Here is a 13,644-nt window from a genome sequence, read left to right as displayed (position 1 = left end):
TGGCTTCGCCACAGGGAGGATCAGCTTCGCCCCTCCCTCGCCAGCGTACTCACCACCCCCCACGCAATCAACGCCTGCCCGCCAAAATAGAGCGGCCACACCAGCCACAAGGTCAAATCCTTGCTCAGCGTCCCGCCCTCCCCCGCAAAAATGAACAGATCGCTCGCCAGAAACGCCATTGCGCCGACGCCGGTGCGATAGCGCGGAAAGCGGCTGATCCACGCCGTCGCCGCCATGATTGCGACCCCACCAGTATACGCAATCGCCGCTCCCATCAGCGCCGCTTCGGCGCCGCGCGTCAGTCCCCACGCGATGATCAACGCCAGCGGCACCAGCAGCCATGCCAGCGCCCGTTGCGACGACGTCAGACTGGGCCGCCGGTTGCGCAGATACAATATGATCGCGATCAGATGCCCGGTCGCGAACGCCGCCGCCCCCGCCAGCATCCCGACCGCATCGAGCAACCAGTCGCCCAGCGCCCCAAACGCCAGCACCGCCGCGATCAGTTTGCCGTCGGTGCTGCGCGCATTCGCCGCCGCCCACACCGCGAGCAACCCGACTCCCGACGCCTTCCAAGCCCAGATCGCCGGCCCGTCGAGCCGCATATACACCGCCGCGAAATAGCTGATCCCGCCGGCCAGCGCCGCCCACCACAGCCACCGTGCGCGATCCCAGTCTCTGGCCCAACCCTGCTCACTCATGCCCGCCCCTTTGCATCTTGCCCGCAACCCGCCTACTGCGCGGCGCATTGGTCGCAAGTCAACGGATAGGGTAAATGGCGCAATACGACGTGCACATCATCGGCGGCGGCCTCGCTGGGTCCGAAGCCGCCTGGCAACTCGCCGCGGCAGGTTTCCGCGTCCGCCTCTCCGAAATGCGCGGCGGCGGCGACATGACCCCGGCGCATCAGGGCGACGCGCTGGCGGAGATGGTCTGTTCCAACAGCTTTCGCAGCGACGACGGGGACAGCAATGCGGTCGGCCTGCTCCACCGCGAGATGCGGACGCTCGACTCGATCATCATGCGCGAAGCCGACGCGACCAAGGTACCCGCGGGGTCGGCGCTCGCCGTCGATCGCGACCTCTTTTCGGGCGGCGTCACCCGCGCGCTCGAAGCGCACCCCAATATCACCATCGTCCGCGAACGTGTCGACACGCTGCCCGGCGAAGGCCTGACCATCGTCGCCACCGGCCCGCTCACCGCCGCCAGCCTCGCCGACAGCATCGGCGCCGCGACCGGCAAGGACGCCCTCGCCTTTTTCGATGCCATCGCGCCGATCGTTTACCGAGACAGCATCGACATGGACATCGCGTGGATGGCCAGCCGCTGGGACAAGATCGGGCCGATCGGCGACGGCAAGGATTATATCAACTGCCCAATGGACAAGGACCAGTATCACGCCTTCGTCCAGGGGCTGGTCGACGGCGACAAGACCGAGTTCAAGGAATGGGAGACGAACACCCCCTATTTCGAAGGCTGCATGCCGATCGAGGTGATGGCCGAACGCGGACCCGAAACCCTCCGTTTCGGCCCGATGAAGGGCGTCGGCCTCGACAATCCGCGCACCGGGCGCTGGCCTTACGCAGTTGTCCAGCTGCGCCAGGACAATGCACTCGGCACCTTGTGGAACATGGTCGGCTTCCAGACCAAGCTGAAGCACGCGGCGCAGGTCGAGCTGTTCCGCACCATTCCCGGCCTCGAAAAGGCCGAGTTCGCACGCCTCGGCGGCCTCCACCGCAACAGCTTCATCCGCTCGCCCGAATTGCTCGACGCGCAGCTCCGCCTCAAATCCGCACCGCATATCCGTTTTGCCGGACAGATCACCGGCTGCGAGGGCTATGTCGAAAGCGCCGCCATCGGCCTGATCGCCGCGCGCTTTGCCGCTGCCGAGCTCGCGGGCCGCACCCTGCCGCCGCCGCCGGGCGAGACCGCGCTTGGTGCGCTGCTCGGCCATATCACCGGCGGCGCGGATGCCGCGAGCTACCAGCCGATGAACGTCAATTTCGGGTTGTTTCCGCCATTGGCCGAGGATGTGCGGAAGAAGGATCGCAAGCTAGGATATACGGCGCGAGCGGGTGCTGCGCTGGCCGAGTGGATGAAGGTGGCGGAGGGCGTGGCGGCATAGCGTCGCCCCCGCGAAGGCGGGGGCCGCTATCGGCGTAGCGCAAGGTTGCCAGCGGCCCCCGCCTTCGCGGGGGCGACGATTTTAACAATTACACTTCGCCTTCACCGCCCGCTTCGGCGCCGTCGTCGCAAACTCTGCGCGCGTCAGATCACCCGACTTGTCGCTATCGGCCCCCGCAAACCGCTCGCCCGTCGCCACCGCCCATTCCTCGAACGTCAGCAGATTATTGCCATCCTTGTCGAGCTTGCGAAATGCCGCCGTCCGTGACGACATCATCTCGACGCGGCTGATCCGGTCATTGCGATCGCGGTCGAAGCGATTAAACCGCCGCTCCTCGCGCGACGCCTCTTTCGCGGCGGGCAGAGCAGGCGGCGCCGGTCCGCGCTTCGGCGCATTCGCCCCCGCCACCGGAATCGCGGCCAACGCCGGCGGCGGCTCGGGCAGCACCTCCTCTTCGGCAATCTGCGTATAGCCCGCCCATAGAAACAGGCCGCCGGTCAGCAGCAGCGCACTCGCCACGCCGCCGATCAGAAAACGGGAAATCGCCATCCGTCCCTCCGCCTCGTCCGATCCCATTGGCTATCACAGCAGCGCAGAAATCAGCAACAATCGGCGCCACTATGGCGGCAAATAATTATCGGTAAAACCATTCAAAACGACCCGGTTCATGGCTATATTCGATCAATGTCCAATTACCTCCCCACGCTGAAGCAGATGCAATATCTGGTCGCGCTGCACGAACATGGCCATTTCGGCCGCGCCGCCGATGCCTGCAACGTGACGCAATCGACGCTATCCGCGGGCATCCGCGAGATTGAGACGTTGCTGGGCCAAACCCTCGTCGAGCGCACCCGCCGCGTCGTCCGCTTCACCGGGCTCGGCAACGCCATCGTCGAAAAGGCGCACCGGGTCCTGCGCGAGGCCGAGGAGCTCGCCGACATGGCCGCCGCCGCTGCGGCGCCGCTGGTCGGCGACCTTCGGATGAGCGTCATTCCAACGATCGCCCCCTTCCTGCTTCCCGGCATGCTGCGTCTGCTGCGCAAGGAACGCCCGGCGCTCAAGCTGTTCCTGCGCGAAGAACCCAGCGCGCAGGCGTGCGAATCGCTCCACCATGGCACCGTCGACTGCGTGCTCCTCGCGCTCCCCTACGCATGCGGCGATGTCGAGAGCGAGGAGCTGTTCGACGACGCGCTGTTCGTCGCCTTCCCCGGCGACCAGTCCGAAGACCTGCCCGCGATGGTCAGCGCCGACCAGATCGACCCGGCGCAGATGCTGATGCTGGAGGACGGCCATTGTCTGAAGGACCACGCCCTCGCCGCATGCAACCGTCCCGAACTGCGCGCCGGGGCGCGGATGATGGGGACGTCGCTGCATACGTTGGTCCAGATGGTCGACAATGGCCTCGGCATCACGATGCTGCCGCAGATGGCGATCGAGGCCGGCATCCTCGACCACACCGACATCGACACCCGCCCGCTCGACTCGGATCACGACTGGCGCACGATCGCGCTGGTGTGGCGCAAGGGCAGCCCGCGGGCGGACGAGTTCAAGATGCTGGCGGATATTTTCCGGAAACACCGGGCGAGTTAAGCGCGAACCCCACTTCCCGTTCGTGTCGAGCGAAGTCGAGACACGCAAAGGCACGCTCGAACCGCGCGTCTCTCGACTTCGCTCGAGACGAACGGAATTTAGCTCACCCCCACCGCTCCGCCCGTACCGCATCCCCGGCCCGCGCCTCGACCCACGCCACGCGCCCATCGCCAAACGTCTCACGCTTCCACAACATCACATCGGTCTTCAGCCGGTCGATCAGAAACTCGCACGCCGCCAGCGCCTCGCTGCGATGCGGACTGCTTGCCAGCACCAGCACGATCGTGTCGCCCGGCGCCATCGCCCCGACCCGGTGGATCAACGTCAGCGCCGCCAGTTGCCAGCGGTCGGCGGCAGCATGCGCCAGATCGCTCAGCCCCGCTTCGGTCATCACCGGGTGATGCTCCAGGAACAGTTCGGTCAGCCCACCATCACCGCGTACCCGCCCGACAAAGCTGGCGCTGGCGCCATGGCCCCCAGCATCGTGCCGGCCGAACTCGGCGCCGACATCGATCGCCGCAGCCTGCACTGCGACGCGGATCATCCGCCGGTCACTGGCGGGAACAGCGCCACCTCGCGCGCGCCGATCAGCGGCGCCCCCGGCCCCATCATCACGCCATCGATCGCGGCGCGAATCCGCTGCGGCTCGGCAAAGGCCGACGCCCCCCGCGCGTCGCGCGCCGCCAGCCACGCCAGCAACGCAGTCAGATCGTTAACATCGGCGGGCAGCTCGACGACCTCCTCAGCCGCCCCCATCCGCTCGCGTACCCAGGCAAAATATGCGATATTCAGCGCCATGCGCGCTCAATCCATATGCTTCAGGCCGACGCGCAGATAATCCCAGCCGGTGATCAGCGTCAGCACCGCGGCGCCCCACAGCGACGCCAGCCCGACCAGCTTGACCCACTCCAGCGCAGGCAGTGCCCCGGCCAGGATCAGTGCACCGAAGGCGACGAGCTGAAAGGTCGTCTTCCATTTCGCCAGCTGTGTTACCGGCATCGACACCTGTAACGTCGCCAGAAATTCGCGCAGCCCCGACACGATGATCTCGCGCAGCAGGATCATCAGCGCCGCGATGACATGATAGCCGGTGATGTCGCGGGTAAAGACGAGCAGCAGGATGACCGCCGCAATCATGATCTTGTCGGCGATCGGATCGAGGAAAGCCCCCAGTCGCGACACGATGCCGCGCGAGCGTGCCACATAACCGTCAAAATAATCGGTAATGCCCATCAGGCAGTACAGACCGAACGCCAGCGCATAATCGATCGGCTTGGGCTGGTGCGAACCCTCGACCACTCCCGGCCACAGCAGGAACAGCAAAATGGGCACCGCCAAAATGCGCGACAATGTCAGGATGTTCGGAAGACTGAGCATGATCCCTGATTCCAGCGCCCGTGTTTCGTCCGGCCCAAAATGGGCTTTGACCGCGTCCGCCCTAACCGATAAGCCCCACGCGCGACAACCATATTGCCGTGATGCATCGGCGCCGTCGCAATGTCAGGCTGCAAAAGTGGATTTTCAATGACCGGTTCCTTTGCGCTGATGAAGCAACGCCGGTTTCTGCCCCTGTTCGCTACCCAGTTCCTCAACGCCTTCAACGACAATTTCTACAAGATGGCGATGGTGATCCTGGTCACCTTCACGATCTATAAGGATCCGGAGACGGAGGCCTGGTTCAACGCGCTGGCGGGGGGCCTGTTCATCCTGCCCTTTTTCCTGTTTTCGGCGCTGGCCGGGCAACTCGCCGACAGCACCGACAAGACGCGGATGATCCGCCTGATCAAGACCGCCGAAATTTTCATCATGATCGTCGGCGCCATCGGCATCTGGCTGCATCTGGTACCGGTCATGCTGCTGGCGCTGTTCGCGATGGGGATGCACTCGGCCTTCTTCGGCCCGATCAAATACGCGATCCTGCCCCAGCATCTGGAGGAGGACGAGGTGCTCGCGGGGACTGGCTGGGTCGAGGCCGGAACCTATATCGCGATCCTGATGGGGACGATCGTCGGCGGTCTGACGCCGCCGCATATCGCGATTCCCGGCATCATCGCGGTTGCCTTGATCGGGCGACTGACCGCGACCTTCGTTCCCGCCGCGCCGCCGGAAACCGAGGCAGAGGGGATGAAGATCGACTATCATGTCTTTCGCTCGTCCTGGCGGCTGGTCAATTCGACGATGCACATCCCGCGGCTGTTCCTGGCGATCGTGTCGATCAGCTTTTTCTGGGCGATAGGCGCCATTCTGGCCGCCCAATTCCCTCCGCTGGTCAAGAACGCGCTGGGCGCCGACAACACCGTCGCGACCCTGTTCACGGCCATTTTCTCGGTCGGGGTCGCGATCGGTTCGATCATCGTCAACCGGTTGCTGAAGGGTCATGTATCGGCCCGCTATTCGCCCGGGTCGGTGCTGGTCATGAGCCTGTTCGTGCTCGACCTGTGGTGGAATGTGAAAGGGTGGAGCCACCATAGCGCCGCCTTGATGGACTGGCGCGAATTCCTGTCCCTGACAGCAGGCGATCGCATCATTTTCGACCTACTCGGCATCGCAATTGCAGGCGGCATGTTCGTTGTGCCGCTCTACGCTTTCCTTACCACCACGGTCGCCAAGTCGCAGACTGCGCGGACGGTTGCCGCGAACAATATCGTCAATTCCGGTTTCATGGTCGCGGCGGTGCTGTTGCTGAGCGTCCTGATCGGCATGGGGCTGACAATCGACGACACGCTGCTGATGGTGGCGGCAATGTGCCTCGTGTCGGCGGTGCTGGCGTGGAAGCTGCACAAGGCGTGCGATTAGGCTGACGGACGGCCGGTTTGGGGTAGGCAGCGGACTTAGGGCCGCAGGAAATTCGCGCAGAGAGCGCAGAGGATCCTGATATTGTTCACGCGGAGGCGCGGAGCCGCGGAGAGGAAAGAAGGAGCGGTACAGCCGCTCATCATGAAAGGCCTGGATCGCTTGGCTAGCCAGCGGCAGAACCGTCCGCGACGACTTCAACTCCGCGTCTCCGCGCCTCCGCGTGAGTCCCTTGATCTTCTCTGCGTACTCTGTGGCCTCTGCGGCCTCTGCGCGAAACTTCTTCCAACGCCCACTTTCCAGCAACGGTAATTGCTGGTCGCTACCAGCCGTCAGATCAAGAACATCATCGTCGCGGTGAAAAACACCGCGAAACTCTGCAAAAACAGCCGCAGATCGCTGCCCGCAAAAATGGACACTGGTTCGCGGTGGGCCGCCAGCGCCTGCCGCAACTCGCCCTGCCAATCGGCAGGTGCGCTCAGCCGCGCGATCGTCAGCTGGCGGGCGCTATGCGCCTGAATCCGGCGGCGAATGTCGATGTGATCCGAGTCCATGCCCGGCAAGCTAAGCAGGTGTTAACGATTTGGTAAGGTTAAAAGATCGTTAACGGGCACAGCGTGTCAAAGCGGCACAGCGGCTAATCCTTTGGGATAGGTCGCACCCGAACCGCCTGTGCATCGCGCGCGCCGACCTGAAACGGCTTGCAGCGCTGCGGCCGCATCCGCGGCCCCAGGCACAGCCGCACTTCCTTCAGCCATCCCTGCCGGTCGGTCGTCACCGCGATCATCGGTGCGGTCACGCCCCGGTTGGCTGCAGCAAAGGCGCGGCGGACGCTGCCCGCCGTTTGCGGTTTCGCCGCCAGCGCCGCCATGTCGGGAAAACGCACCGCGCGGAACAGCATCGCGGCGGAGCGGAAATAGGCGGCGGGATTCGGGCTCATACAGGTGCCATGCTTCGCCCACTCATGCTGGAGCAGCTGAACCGATGGCGTCATGCACAGATGCTCGCGCAGCACCGGCTGCGGCACGATTCTCGCCGGGCGGCACCATTGCGGATAGTCGCGGCTGTCGGTTTCGGGCCACAGCCCGTGGAGCACCCAGCCAAAGCGGCCATTTTCGCCCGCGCACTGGAACCGGTCGCGCGCGTCGCGGGGATTGCGGACATTGGCGCAATGCTGCGGCGACCAGCTCATGGCCAGCAGATAGCCGGTGGTCGGCGTCTTGCGCACCGGTTCGCCGCGCTTCGGCTGGTCGAGCCGCGGGACCGGGATGCGATCGGGGAGCTTGCAGGCGAGCGCCTGGGCTTGGGCTGCGGTAGGCGCGAGGAGCAGCGCCAGTGCGGCCAAGCTAGGCCAGCGCAAAATCAAGCCCGACATCCGCCGCGGGCGCCGACTGCGTCAACCGCCCGACCGACACATAGGTCACCCCCGTCGCGCCGATCGCGCCGATCGTGTCGAGCCGCACTCCGCCCGACGCCTCGGTCGGCACCTTGCCACCGACGATCGCGACACATGTCCGCAGCTCGTCCAGCGTCATATTGTCGAGCAACAGGTGCGTCGCTCCGGCATTCAGCGCGGGCTCGACCTGCGCCACCCGGTCGACCTCGACGATGATGCTCGCAATCCCCGCCGCGACCGCGCGGCGCACGGCTTCCTCTACCGACCCGGCGACCGCGACATGATTGTCCTTGATCATCGCCGCGTCCCACAGGCCCATGCGGTGGTTGGTCGCGCCGCCCATCCGCGTCGCATATTTCTCCAGCACCCGCAGCCCCGGGATTGTCTTGCGTGTGTCGAGCAGCGTCGCGCCGGTTCCTGCCAGCGCGTCGACATATTGACGCGTCATCGTCGCGATCCCCGACAGATGCTGTACGGTGTTGAGCGCCGAGCGTTCGGCAGTCAGCATCGCGCGGGCATTGCCCGACAGCCGCATCACATCGCTGCCCGCGGCCACTTCGGCCCCTTCGGCAACCAGGATTTCGATCTCCATGGCAGGATCGAGCGTGCGAAAGAAAGCTTCGGCGATCGGCAACCCCGTGACGATGATCGCATCGCGGCTGTCCATCACCCCCCCGAACCGAGCATCAGCGGGAATCACCGCCATCGACGTAATGTCACCCCCCGCCCCCAGATCCTCGGCCAAAGTGGCGCGAACAAAAGCATCAAGGTCGAAATCGGGCAGGGAAAATTGGGTCATGTCCCTGCGATAATGGGCGGCCGCAGCAAATCAACTTGACGTTTACGTAAACTAACGCTGACATGCACGCCACGTGGCACTTTAGTCCACATCCGGAGAGGCCCAATGCAATCACCCATCTGCGCGATGCTCGCCATCGAGTTCCCCCTCCTCGCCTTCTCGCACTGCCGCGACGTCGTCGTCGCGGTGTCGAAAGCGGGCGGCATGGGCGTCTTCGGCGCCGCCTCGCTCCCGCCCGAACGGCTTGAGGAGGAACTCGCGTGGATCGACGCGCATATCGGCGGCAAGCCTTATGGCGTCGACCTGATCGTCCCCAACAGCTTCGCGGGCAAGGGCGAGGCCCGAAGCGCACTGCCCTCGATCCCTGACGAGCACAAAGCCTTTGTCGCCGGACTGCTTCAGAAGCACGGGGTCGACGACGGCAATCTCGCGCTCCCCGCCGTCGGCGGCGGTCTCGGCGAAAACATGACCGACGATGGCGCCGCCAAGCTGCTCGAAGTCGCTTTCCGTCACCCGATCAAGCTGATCGCCAACGCGCTCGGCGTACCGCCGCCGCTAATGCTCGAACTCGGCAAGCGCCACAACGTCCCGGTTGCCGCGCTCGTCGGCACGCGCGATCACGCGCTCGCACAGGTCCGTGCCGGGGTCGATATACTGGTCGTCGCAGGCGGCGAAGCGGGCGGCCACTGCGGTGAAGTCGCGACGATGGTGCTGGTTCCAGAGGTCGCCGCGGCAGTCGAAGCCGTTGGCGCGACCACACCGATCTTGGCCGCGGGCGGCATCGTCACCGGGCGCCAGATGGCCGCGGCGATGGCGATGGGCGCGCATGGCGCCTGGACCGGATCGGTATGGCTGACCACTGCCGAAGCCGAAACCAATCCGGTCGTGAAGGAAAAAATGCTGCTCGCCAGTTCGCGCGACACGGTGCGCTCGAAAAGCCGGACGGGCAAACCCTCACGCCAGCTCCGCTCACCCTGGACCGATGCCTGGGAGGCTGAAGGCGCGCCCAAACCGCTACCAATGCCGCTGCAATCGCTGGTCAGCGAACCCGCGCTGCGCAAGGTCGATAAATTGTCCGAGGGCGGCCACGAGGGCGCGAAGGCGCTCGCGACCTATTGGGTCGGCCAAGGCGTCGGGCTGATGAACGAGGCGATGGGCGCCGGGCAGGTCGTGCAGGAGTTCAAGGAAGACTGGATCGCCGCGTGCGAGCGGCTGAACGGGTTTATCGGCGAATAGCAAAAAAATCCCCGCCGAAGCGGGGATTTTCAGATCAGCTAACCGTCGCTTTGACGATCTTGCCGGGCTCGCGCGGCGGCTCGCCCTTGGGCAGCGCGTCGACATTTTCCATGCCTTCGATCACCTCGCCCCAGGCGGTGTACTGGTTGTCAAGGAAGCGCGCGTCGTCGAAACAGATGAAGAACTGGCTGTTCGCGCTGTTCGGGTTCTGCGCGCGCGCCATCGAGCACACGCCGCGGACGTGCGGCTGCGCGTTGAATTCGGCGGGCAGGTCGGGCAGCGGGCTACCGCCCATGCCGGTGCCGGTCGGATCGCCGCCCTGCGCCATGAAGCCCGGGATGACGCGGTGGAACACGACGCCGTCGTAGAACCCTTCGCTCGCCAGCTGGGTAATCCGCTCGACGTGCAGCGGCGCCAAGTCGGGGCGCAGGCGGATAACGACATCGCCCGTCGACAGCGAAAGGGTGAGAGTCTGGTCGGTCATGCTCGGCTCCTGTAGAAATAATGGCGGTGCCATAGCGATCAACGGCGCCAAAGCCACGCTTTAATTGCCACTGTCGCCTCGCTGGCGTTGCCATATGGCGGTGCCGCGACTAGGGGGGAAGGCTCGGCCCGCCGGCAGTCGTCGGCCCAAACAGGGAGGACCGCGCGATGGATAACCGCGAAGATTCCCGACTCATCGAAGATTCCGCCCTCACTGACGATCGCGACCGTGAAGCCGCGGCGCGCGAGGCGGAAACCGAGCTTGATGAAGATGATCGGCTGAGGCCCAAATTCGTCCGCGACGTCATCGAACTGGCCGAGGCTGGCGAAGGCGAGGCGGCGCGCGAGCGTATCGGCCGCCTCCACCCCGCTGACATTGCCGATCTGTTCGAACTGGCGCGCAGCGACGAGCGCCCGATGCTGGCCGCGGTGCTGGGCAATATGCTGTCCGCCGACGTGCTGGCAGAAATGAACGATTATGTACGCGAGGAGCTGATCGACCTGCTCGCGCCCGAGCAAGTCGCTGAGCTCGCGTCCGAACTCGATACCGATGACGCCGTCGCGATCATCGAGGATATGGAAGCCGACGAGCAGCAGGCGGTGCTCGACGCGATGGAACCCGAAGATCGCGCCGCGATCGAAGACGCGCTGTCTTTCCCCGAGGAATCGGCCGGGCGCCTGATGCAGCGCGATCTGGTTGCGGTTCCCGAGCATGTGACCGTCGGCGACGTTATCGACCGGTTGCGCGAAGATACCACGCTGACCAGCGACTTCTGGGAAATCTTTGTCGTCGATCCGATGCACCGTCCGGTCGGGTCGTGCCAGCTCAGCTGGATCTTGCGCACCCCGCGCGACATCGCGATCAGCGATGTGATGAAGCGCGAGCAGACGCTGATCCCGGTCGATATGGACCAGGAAGAGGTCGCGCTGCGCTTTCAGAAATATGCGCTGATCTCGGCCGCAGTCGTCGACCGCGCCGGGCGCCTCGTCGGGATGATCACCGTCGATGATGTCGTGCATATCATTCAGGAAGAGGCGGGCGAGGATATCTTGCGCCTGTCTGGCGCCGGCGACGGCGACATCAACGAACCGATCCGCGAAACCTACAGCGCTCGCGTGCGCTGGCTGGTCGCCAATCTGGGTACCGCCCTGCTCGCCTCATCAATCGTCGGCTTTTTCGGCGGTGCGATCGAACAGATGGTGGCGCTCGCGGCGCTGATGCCGATCGTCGCCGGGGTTGGCGGCAATGCCGGTACCCAGACGCTGGCGGTGACGGTTCGCGCACTGGCGATGAACCAGCTGACCGATTCGAACAGCTGGCGCGCGATCTGGCGCGAAATGAAGATCGCGCTGCTCAACGGCGCGACGATTGCGCTGCTCGCCGGTACCGCAACCGCAATCTGGTTCGCCAACCCGCAACTCGGCGCCGTGATCGCCGCGGCGATGGTCGTGAATATCTTTGTGGCGGGCGTCGCCGGGGTCGCGATCCCGCTCCTGCTCGATCGCCTCGATCAGGATCCGGCGGTCGCGAGTTCCATTTTTGTCACCATGACCACCGATTCCATGGGTTTTCTGGCCTTCCTTGGTCTGGCTGTGGCCAGCGGCCTGACCACCATGGGCTGAGCAAGATATTGGAATCAAAAGTCGATTCCGACACTGCAAAAAAAGACCCAAAAAAAATTCACCGAGCCATTTTTTTCGGGAACTTATCCCACATTTGGCTCGTTTCCCTTTCGAGCAGCGATCATCGCCCCCCCGCAGCGCTGCTCAGCAACATTGGCCCGGCCCGCATTTCCCTCCCCCCCCTCGAAAGCGTGCCGGGCCATTTTGCATCCCATCCAGAGAGGTTTGAAAAAATGACGAGTTTCCGCGCTATCATTCTCGCCATTCTGGCAAGTGTCGTCGTCACTGGTTGCAACACCGTCAAGGGTGCAGGTCGCGACATCGAATCGGTCGGTCAGGCTGGCGCCGACGCCATCGACTGATCGGGGTTACCCCGCTTACCCTAAGCCTCTTCGAGAGGCTCGACAGGCGCCGCTTCGGCGCCTGTTTTGCGTCGGCGCTGGGTAAACCAGATCGCAAACAGCGATATTTCGTAAAGCAGGATCAGCGGCACGGCGAGCAGGAACTGGCTCAAAATATCCGGCGGCGTCGCTACCGCTGCAATGGCAAATGCAGCCACGATCATGTAACGCCGCGCGCCGACCAGTTGATCGCGCGTGACGATACCTGACCGTTCAAGCAGCATCAGCAAGATCGGCAGCAGGAAACAGATGCCGAACGCCATGATGAACTGCATGATGAAACTGAGATAATTGGCAACCGAGGGCAGCGCCTCTTGCTGGATCCCCCCCATATCACCCTGAAAACCGAGCAGGAATTTCAGCGCGACCGGTACGGTCACGAAATAGGCGAGGCACGCCCCGGCGGTGAACAGCACCGGGGTCGCGAGCAGGAAGGGCAGCAACGCGCGCTTTTCCTGACGATACAAGCCTGGCGCAACGAACTTCCACAGCTGGTTCGCGATCACCGGAAAGGCGATCATCATCGATGCGAACAGCGCGACCTTGATCTGGACAAAAAATGCCTCGAACAACTGGGTGTAGATAATCGTGCCCTGCCCCGCCGCGACGAGCGGCTGGACGAGAATGCTGAAAATCGGCTCGGCATAATAAAGACAAACGCCAAAGGCGAGCCCGATCGCGAGCAATGATTTGAGCAGACGCGAGCGCAGCTCGATCAGATGGTCCAGCAGCGGCATCTTGCCGCCCGCGCCATCATCATCGGCGGCGATTGGTGTTTCGACGGTCATGGCAGCGGGCCATCGCGCGGGGGTACCGCGTGGGTTTCAGAAGGCGCGGTGGCGGCGGCCGCCTCGTCCGTATCCTGCTGGCTCGGAGCGTCGGGCGCAGCAGAAGCCGGTTTGGGTATCGACGTGTTCACATCGTCGATGCGCGGAAACTCGCGCATGATCGCGTCATTCTGCTCGCGCCACTGCTTCTCCAGCTCTGCGAGCTCGGCCTCACGCATCATCGTGTCGAGCCCGGAGCGGAAGTGGCGCGCCATGCCGCGCGCCTTGCCCATCCACTTGCCGACGAAACGCATCGCCTTCGGCAAATCCTTAGGGCCGATGACGACCAATGCCACCACGATAACGAGCATCAGCTCGGTGGGCGCGACGTCGAACATCGATTAAAGCTTCCCTCCGCCGCCGAACTTGAA

17 protein-coding genes are annotated in these 13,644 nt (G+C 64.3%); 6 read left to right on the top strand and 11 right to left on the bottom strand.

Features of this window, described 5'->3' with window-relative positions:
- Positions 1-20: 20 nt before the first annotated feature.
- Positions 21-701, bottom strand: coding sequence for a lysoplasmalogenase (locus tag B4F07_RS01600; protein WP_293704445.1), 681 nt, complete (start codon positions 699-701; stop codon positions 21-23).
- Between the two features lie 74 nt (positions 702-775).
- On the opposite strand from B4F07_RS01600, the gene trmFO reads away from it, so the two are divergent.
- Positions 776-2,125: a methylenetetrahydrofolate--tRNA-(uracil(54)-C(5))-methyltransferase (FADH(2)-oxidizing) TrmFO gene (trmFO, locus tag B4F07_RS01595; RefSeq protein WP_293704443.1), complete on the top strand. Its 1,350-nt coding sequence runs from the start codon at positions 776-778 to the stop codon at positions 2,123-2,125.
- Between the two features lie 81 nt (positions 2,126-2,206).
- Here trmFO and B4F07_RS01590 read toward each other — a convergent pair whose 3' ends face one another.
- Entirely contained in the window at positions 2,207-2,674 is a 468-nt protein-coding gene (locus B4F07_RS01590; RefSeq protein WP_293704441.1) for an EF-hand domain-containing protein, read from the bottom strand.
- 135 nt (positions 2,675-2,809) lie between these two features.
- Between B4F07_RS01590 and B4F07_RS01585 the strand changes: the two genes are divergently transcribed.
- Positions 2,810-3,715: a hydrogen peroxide-inducible genes activator gene (locus tag B4F07_RS01585; protein ID WP_293704439.1), complete on the top strand. Its 906-nt coding sequence runs from the start codon at positions 2,810-2,812 to the stop codon at positions 3,713-3,715.
- 103 nt (positions 3,716-3,818) lie between these two features.
- Here B4F07_RS01585 and B4F07_RS01580 read toward each other — a convergent pair whose 3' ends face one another.
- The 3 genes from B4F07_RS01580 to pgsA are packed head-to-tail and all read right to left on the bottom strand — an operon-like array spanning position 3,819 to position 5,092.
- A complete protein-coding gene (locus B4F07_RS01580) occupies positions 3,819-4,259 on the bottom strand; it encodes a molybdenum cofactor biosynthesis protein MoaE (RefSeq protein WP_293704437.1) in 441 nt (146 codons plus the stop codon).
- On the bottom strand, positions 4,256-4,513 hold the full coding sequence (locus B4F07_RS01575) for a MoaD/ThiS family protein (RefSeq protein WP_293704435.1): 258 nt from the start codon (positions 4,511-4,513) through the stop codon (positions 4,256-4,258). Before B4F07_RS01575 ends, B4F07_RS01580 begins: the two co-directional genes overlap by 4 nt.
- A 6-nt stretch (positions 4,514-4,519) precedes the next feature.
- Complete coding sequence (gene pgsA, locus B4F07_RS01570) at positions 4,520-5,092, bottom strand: CDP-diacylglycerol--glycerol-3-phosphate 3-phosphatidyltransferase (protein WP_293704433.1); 573 nt, start codon at positions 5,090-5,092, stop codon at positions 4,520-4,522.
- Between the two features lie 147 nt (positions 5,093-5,239).
- On the opposite strand from pgsA, the gene B4F07_RS01565 reads away from it, so the two are divergent.
- Positions 5,240-6,511: an MFS transporter gene (locus B4F07_RS01565; RefSeq protein WP_293704432.1), complete on the top strand. Its 1,272-nt coding sequence runs from the start codon at positions 5,240-5,242 to the stop codon at positions 6,509-6,511.
- 329 nt (positions 6,512-6,840) lie between these two features.
- On the opposite strand, the gene B4F07_RS01560 is transcribed toward B4F07_RS01565, so the two are convergent.
- The 3 genes from B4F07_RS01560 to nadC form a co-directional block, all read right to left on the bottom strand.
- Positions 6,841-7,062, bottom strand: a complete 222-nt coding sequence (locus B4F07_RS01560) for a hypothetical protein (protein WP_293704430.1) — start codon at positions 7,060-7,062, stop codon at positions 6,841-6,843.
- A gap of 83 nt (positions 7,063-7,145) precedes the next feature.
- Entirely contained in the window at positions 7,146-7,853 is a 708-nt protein-coding gene (locus B4F07_RS01555) for a ribonuclease T2 family protein (RefSeq protein ID WP_293704428.1), read from the bottom strand.
- A 1-nt stretch (position 7,854) separates the two neighbouring features.
- Complete coding sequence (nadC, locus tag B4F07_RS01550; RefSeq protein ID WP_293704426.1) at positions 7,855-8,703, bottom strand: carboxylating nicotinate-nucleotide diphosphorylase; 849 nt, start codon at positions 8,701-8,703, stop codon at positions 7,855-7,857.
- 105 nt (positions 8,704-8,808) lie between these two features.
- Here nadC and B4F07_RS01545 point away from each other — a divergent pair, with 105 nt between their 5' ends.
- Positions 8,809-9,939, top strand: coding sequence for an NAD(P)H-dependent flavin oxidoreductase (locus B4F07_RS01545; RefSeq protein ID WP_293704425.1), 1,131 nt, complete (start codon positions 8,809-8,811; stop codon positions 9,937-9,939).
- A gap of 34 nt (positions 9,940-9,973) precedes the next feature.
- On the opposite strand, the gene B4F07_RS01540 is transcribed toward B4F07_RS01545, so the two are convergent.
- Positions 9,974-10,423 carry a peptidylprolyl isomerase gene (locus B4F07_RS01540; RefSeq protein ID WP_293704423.1) on the bottom strand — a complete coding sequence of 150 codons (450 nt, stop codon included), beginning with the start codon at positions 10,421-10,423 and terminating at the stop codon, positions 9,974-9,976.
- Between the two features lie 167 nt (positions 10,424-10,590).
- Between B4F07_RS01540 and mgtE the strand changes: the two genes are divergently transcribed.
- Together mgtE and B4F07_RS01530 are read left to right on the top strand one after the other, a co-directional pair.
- Positions 10,591-12,045: a magnesium transporter gene (gene mgtE / locus B4F07_RS01535; RefSeq protein WP_293704422.1), complete on the top strand. Its 1,455-nt coding sequence runs from the start codon at positions 10,591-10,593 to the stop codon at positions 12,043-12,045.
- Positions 12,046-12,278: 233 nt separating this feature from the next.
- Positions 12,279-12,407, top strand: coding sequence for an entericidin A/B family lipoprotein (locus tag B4F07_RS01530; RefSeq protein ID WP_293704456.1), 129 nt, complete (start codon positions 12,279-12,281; stop codon positions 12,405-12,407).
- A 20-nt stretch (positions 12,408-12,427) separates the two neighbouring features.
- On the opposite strand, the gene tatC is transcribed toward B4F07_RS01530, so the two are convergent.
- Both tatC and tatB read right to left on the bottom strand, forming a co-directional pair.
- Entirely contained in the window at positions 12,428-13,234 is an 807-nt protein-coding gene (gene tatC / locus B4F07_RS01525) for a twin-arginine translocase subunit TatC (RefSeq protein ID WP_293704420.1), read from the bottom strand.
- A complete protein-coding gene (gene tatB, locus B4F07_RS01520) occupies positions 13,231-13,611 on the bottom strand; it encodes a Sec-independent protein translocase protein TatB (protein ID WP_293704419.1) in 381 nt (126 codons plus the stop codon). Before tatB ends, tatC begins: the two co-directional genes overlap by 4 nt.
- Between the last annotated feature and the right edge of the window lie 33 nt (positions 13,612-13,644).

The organism is Sphingopyxis sp. UBA6723 (assembly GCF_002454115.1).
Lineage (GTDB): Bacteria > Pseudomonadota > Alphaproteobacteria > Sphingomonadales > Sphingomonadaceae > Sphingopyxis.
The sequence above is the reverse complement of the archived record's forward strand: the minus strand, read 5'-3'. Positions and strand labels throughout refer to the sequence as shown.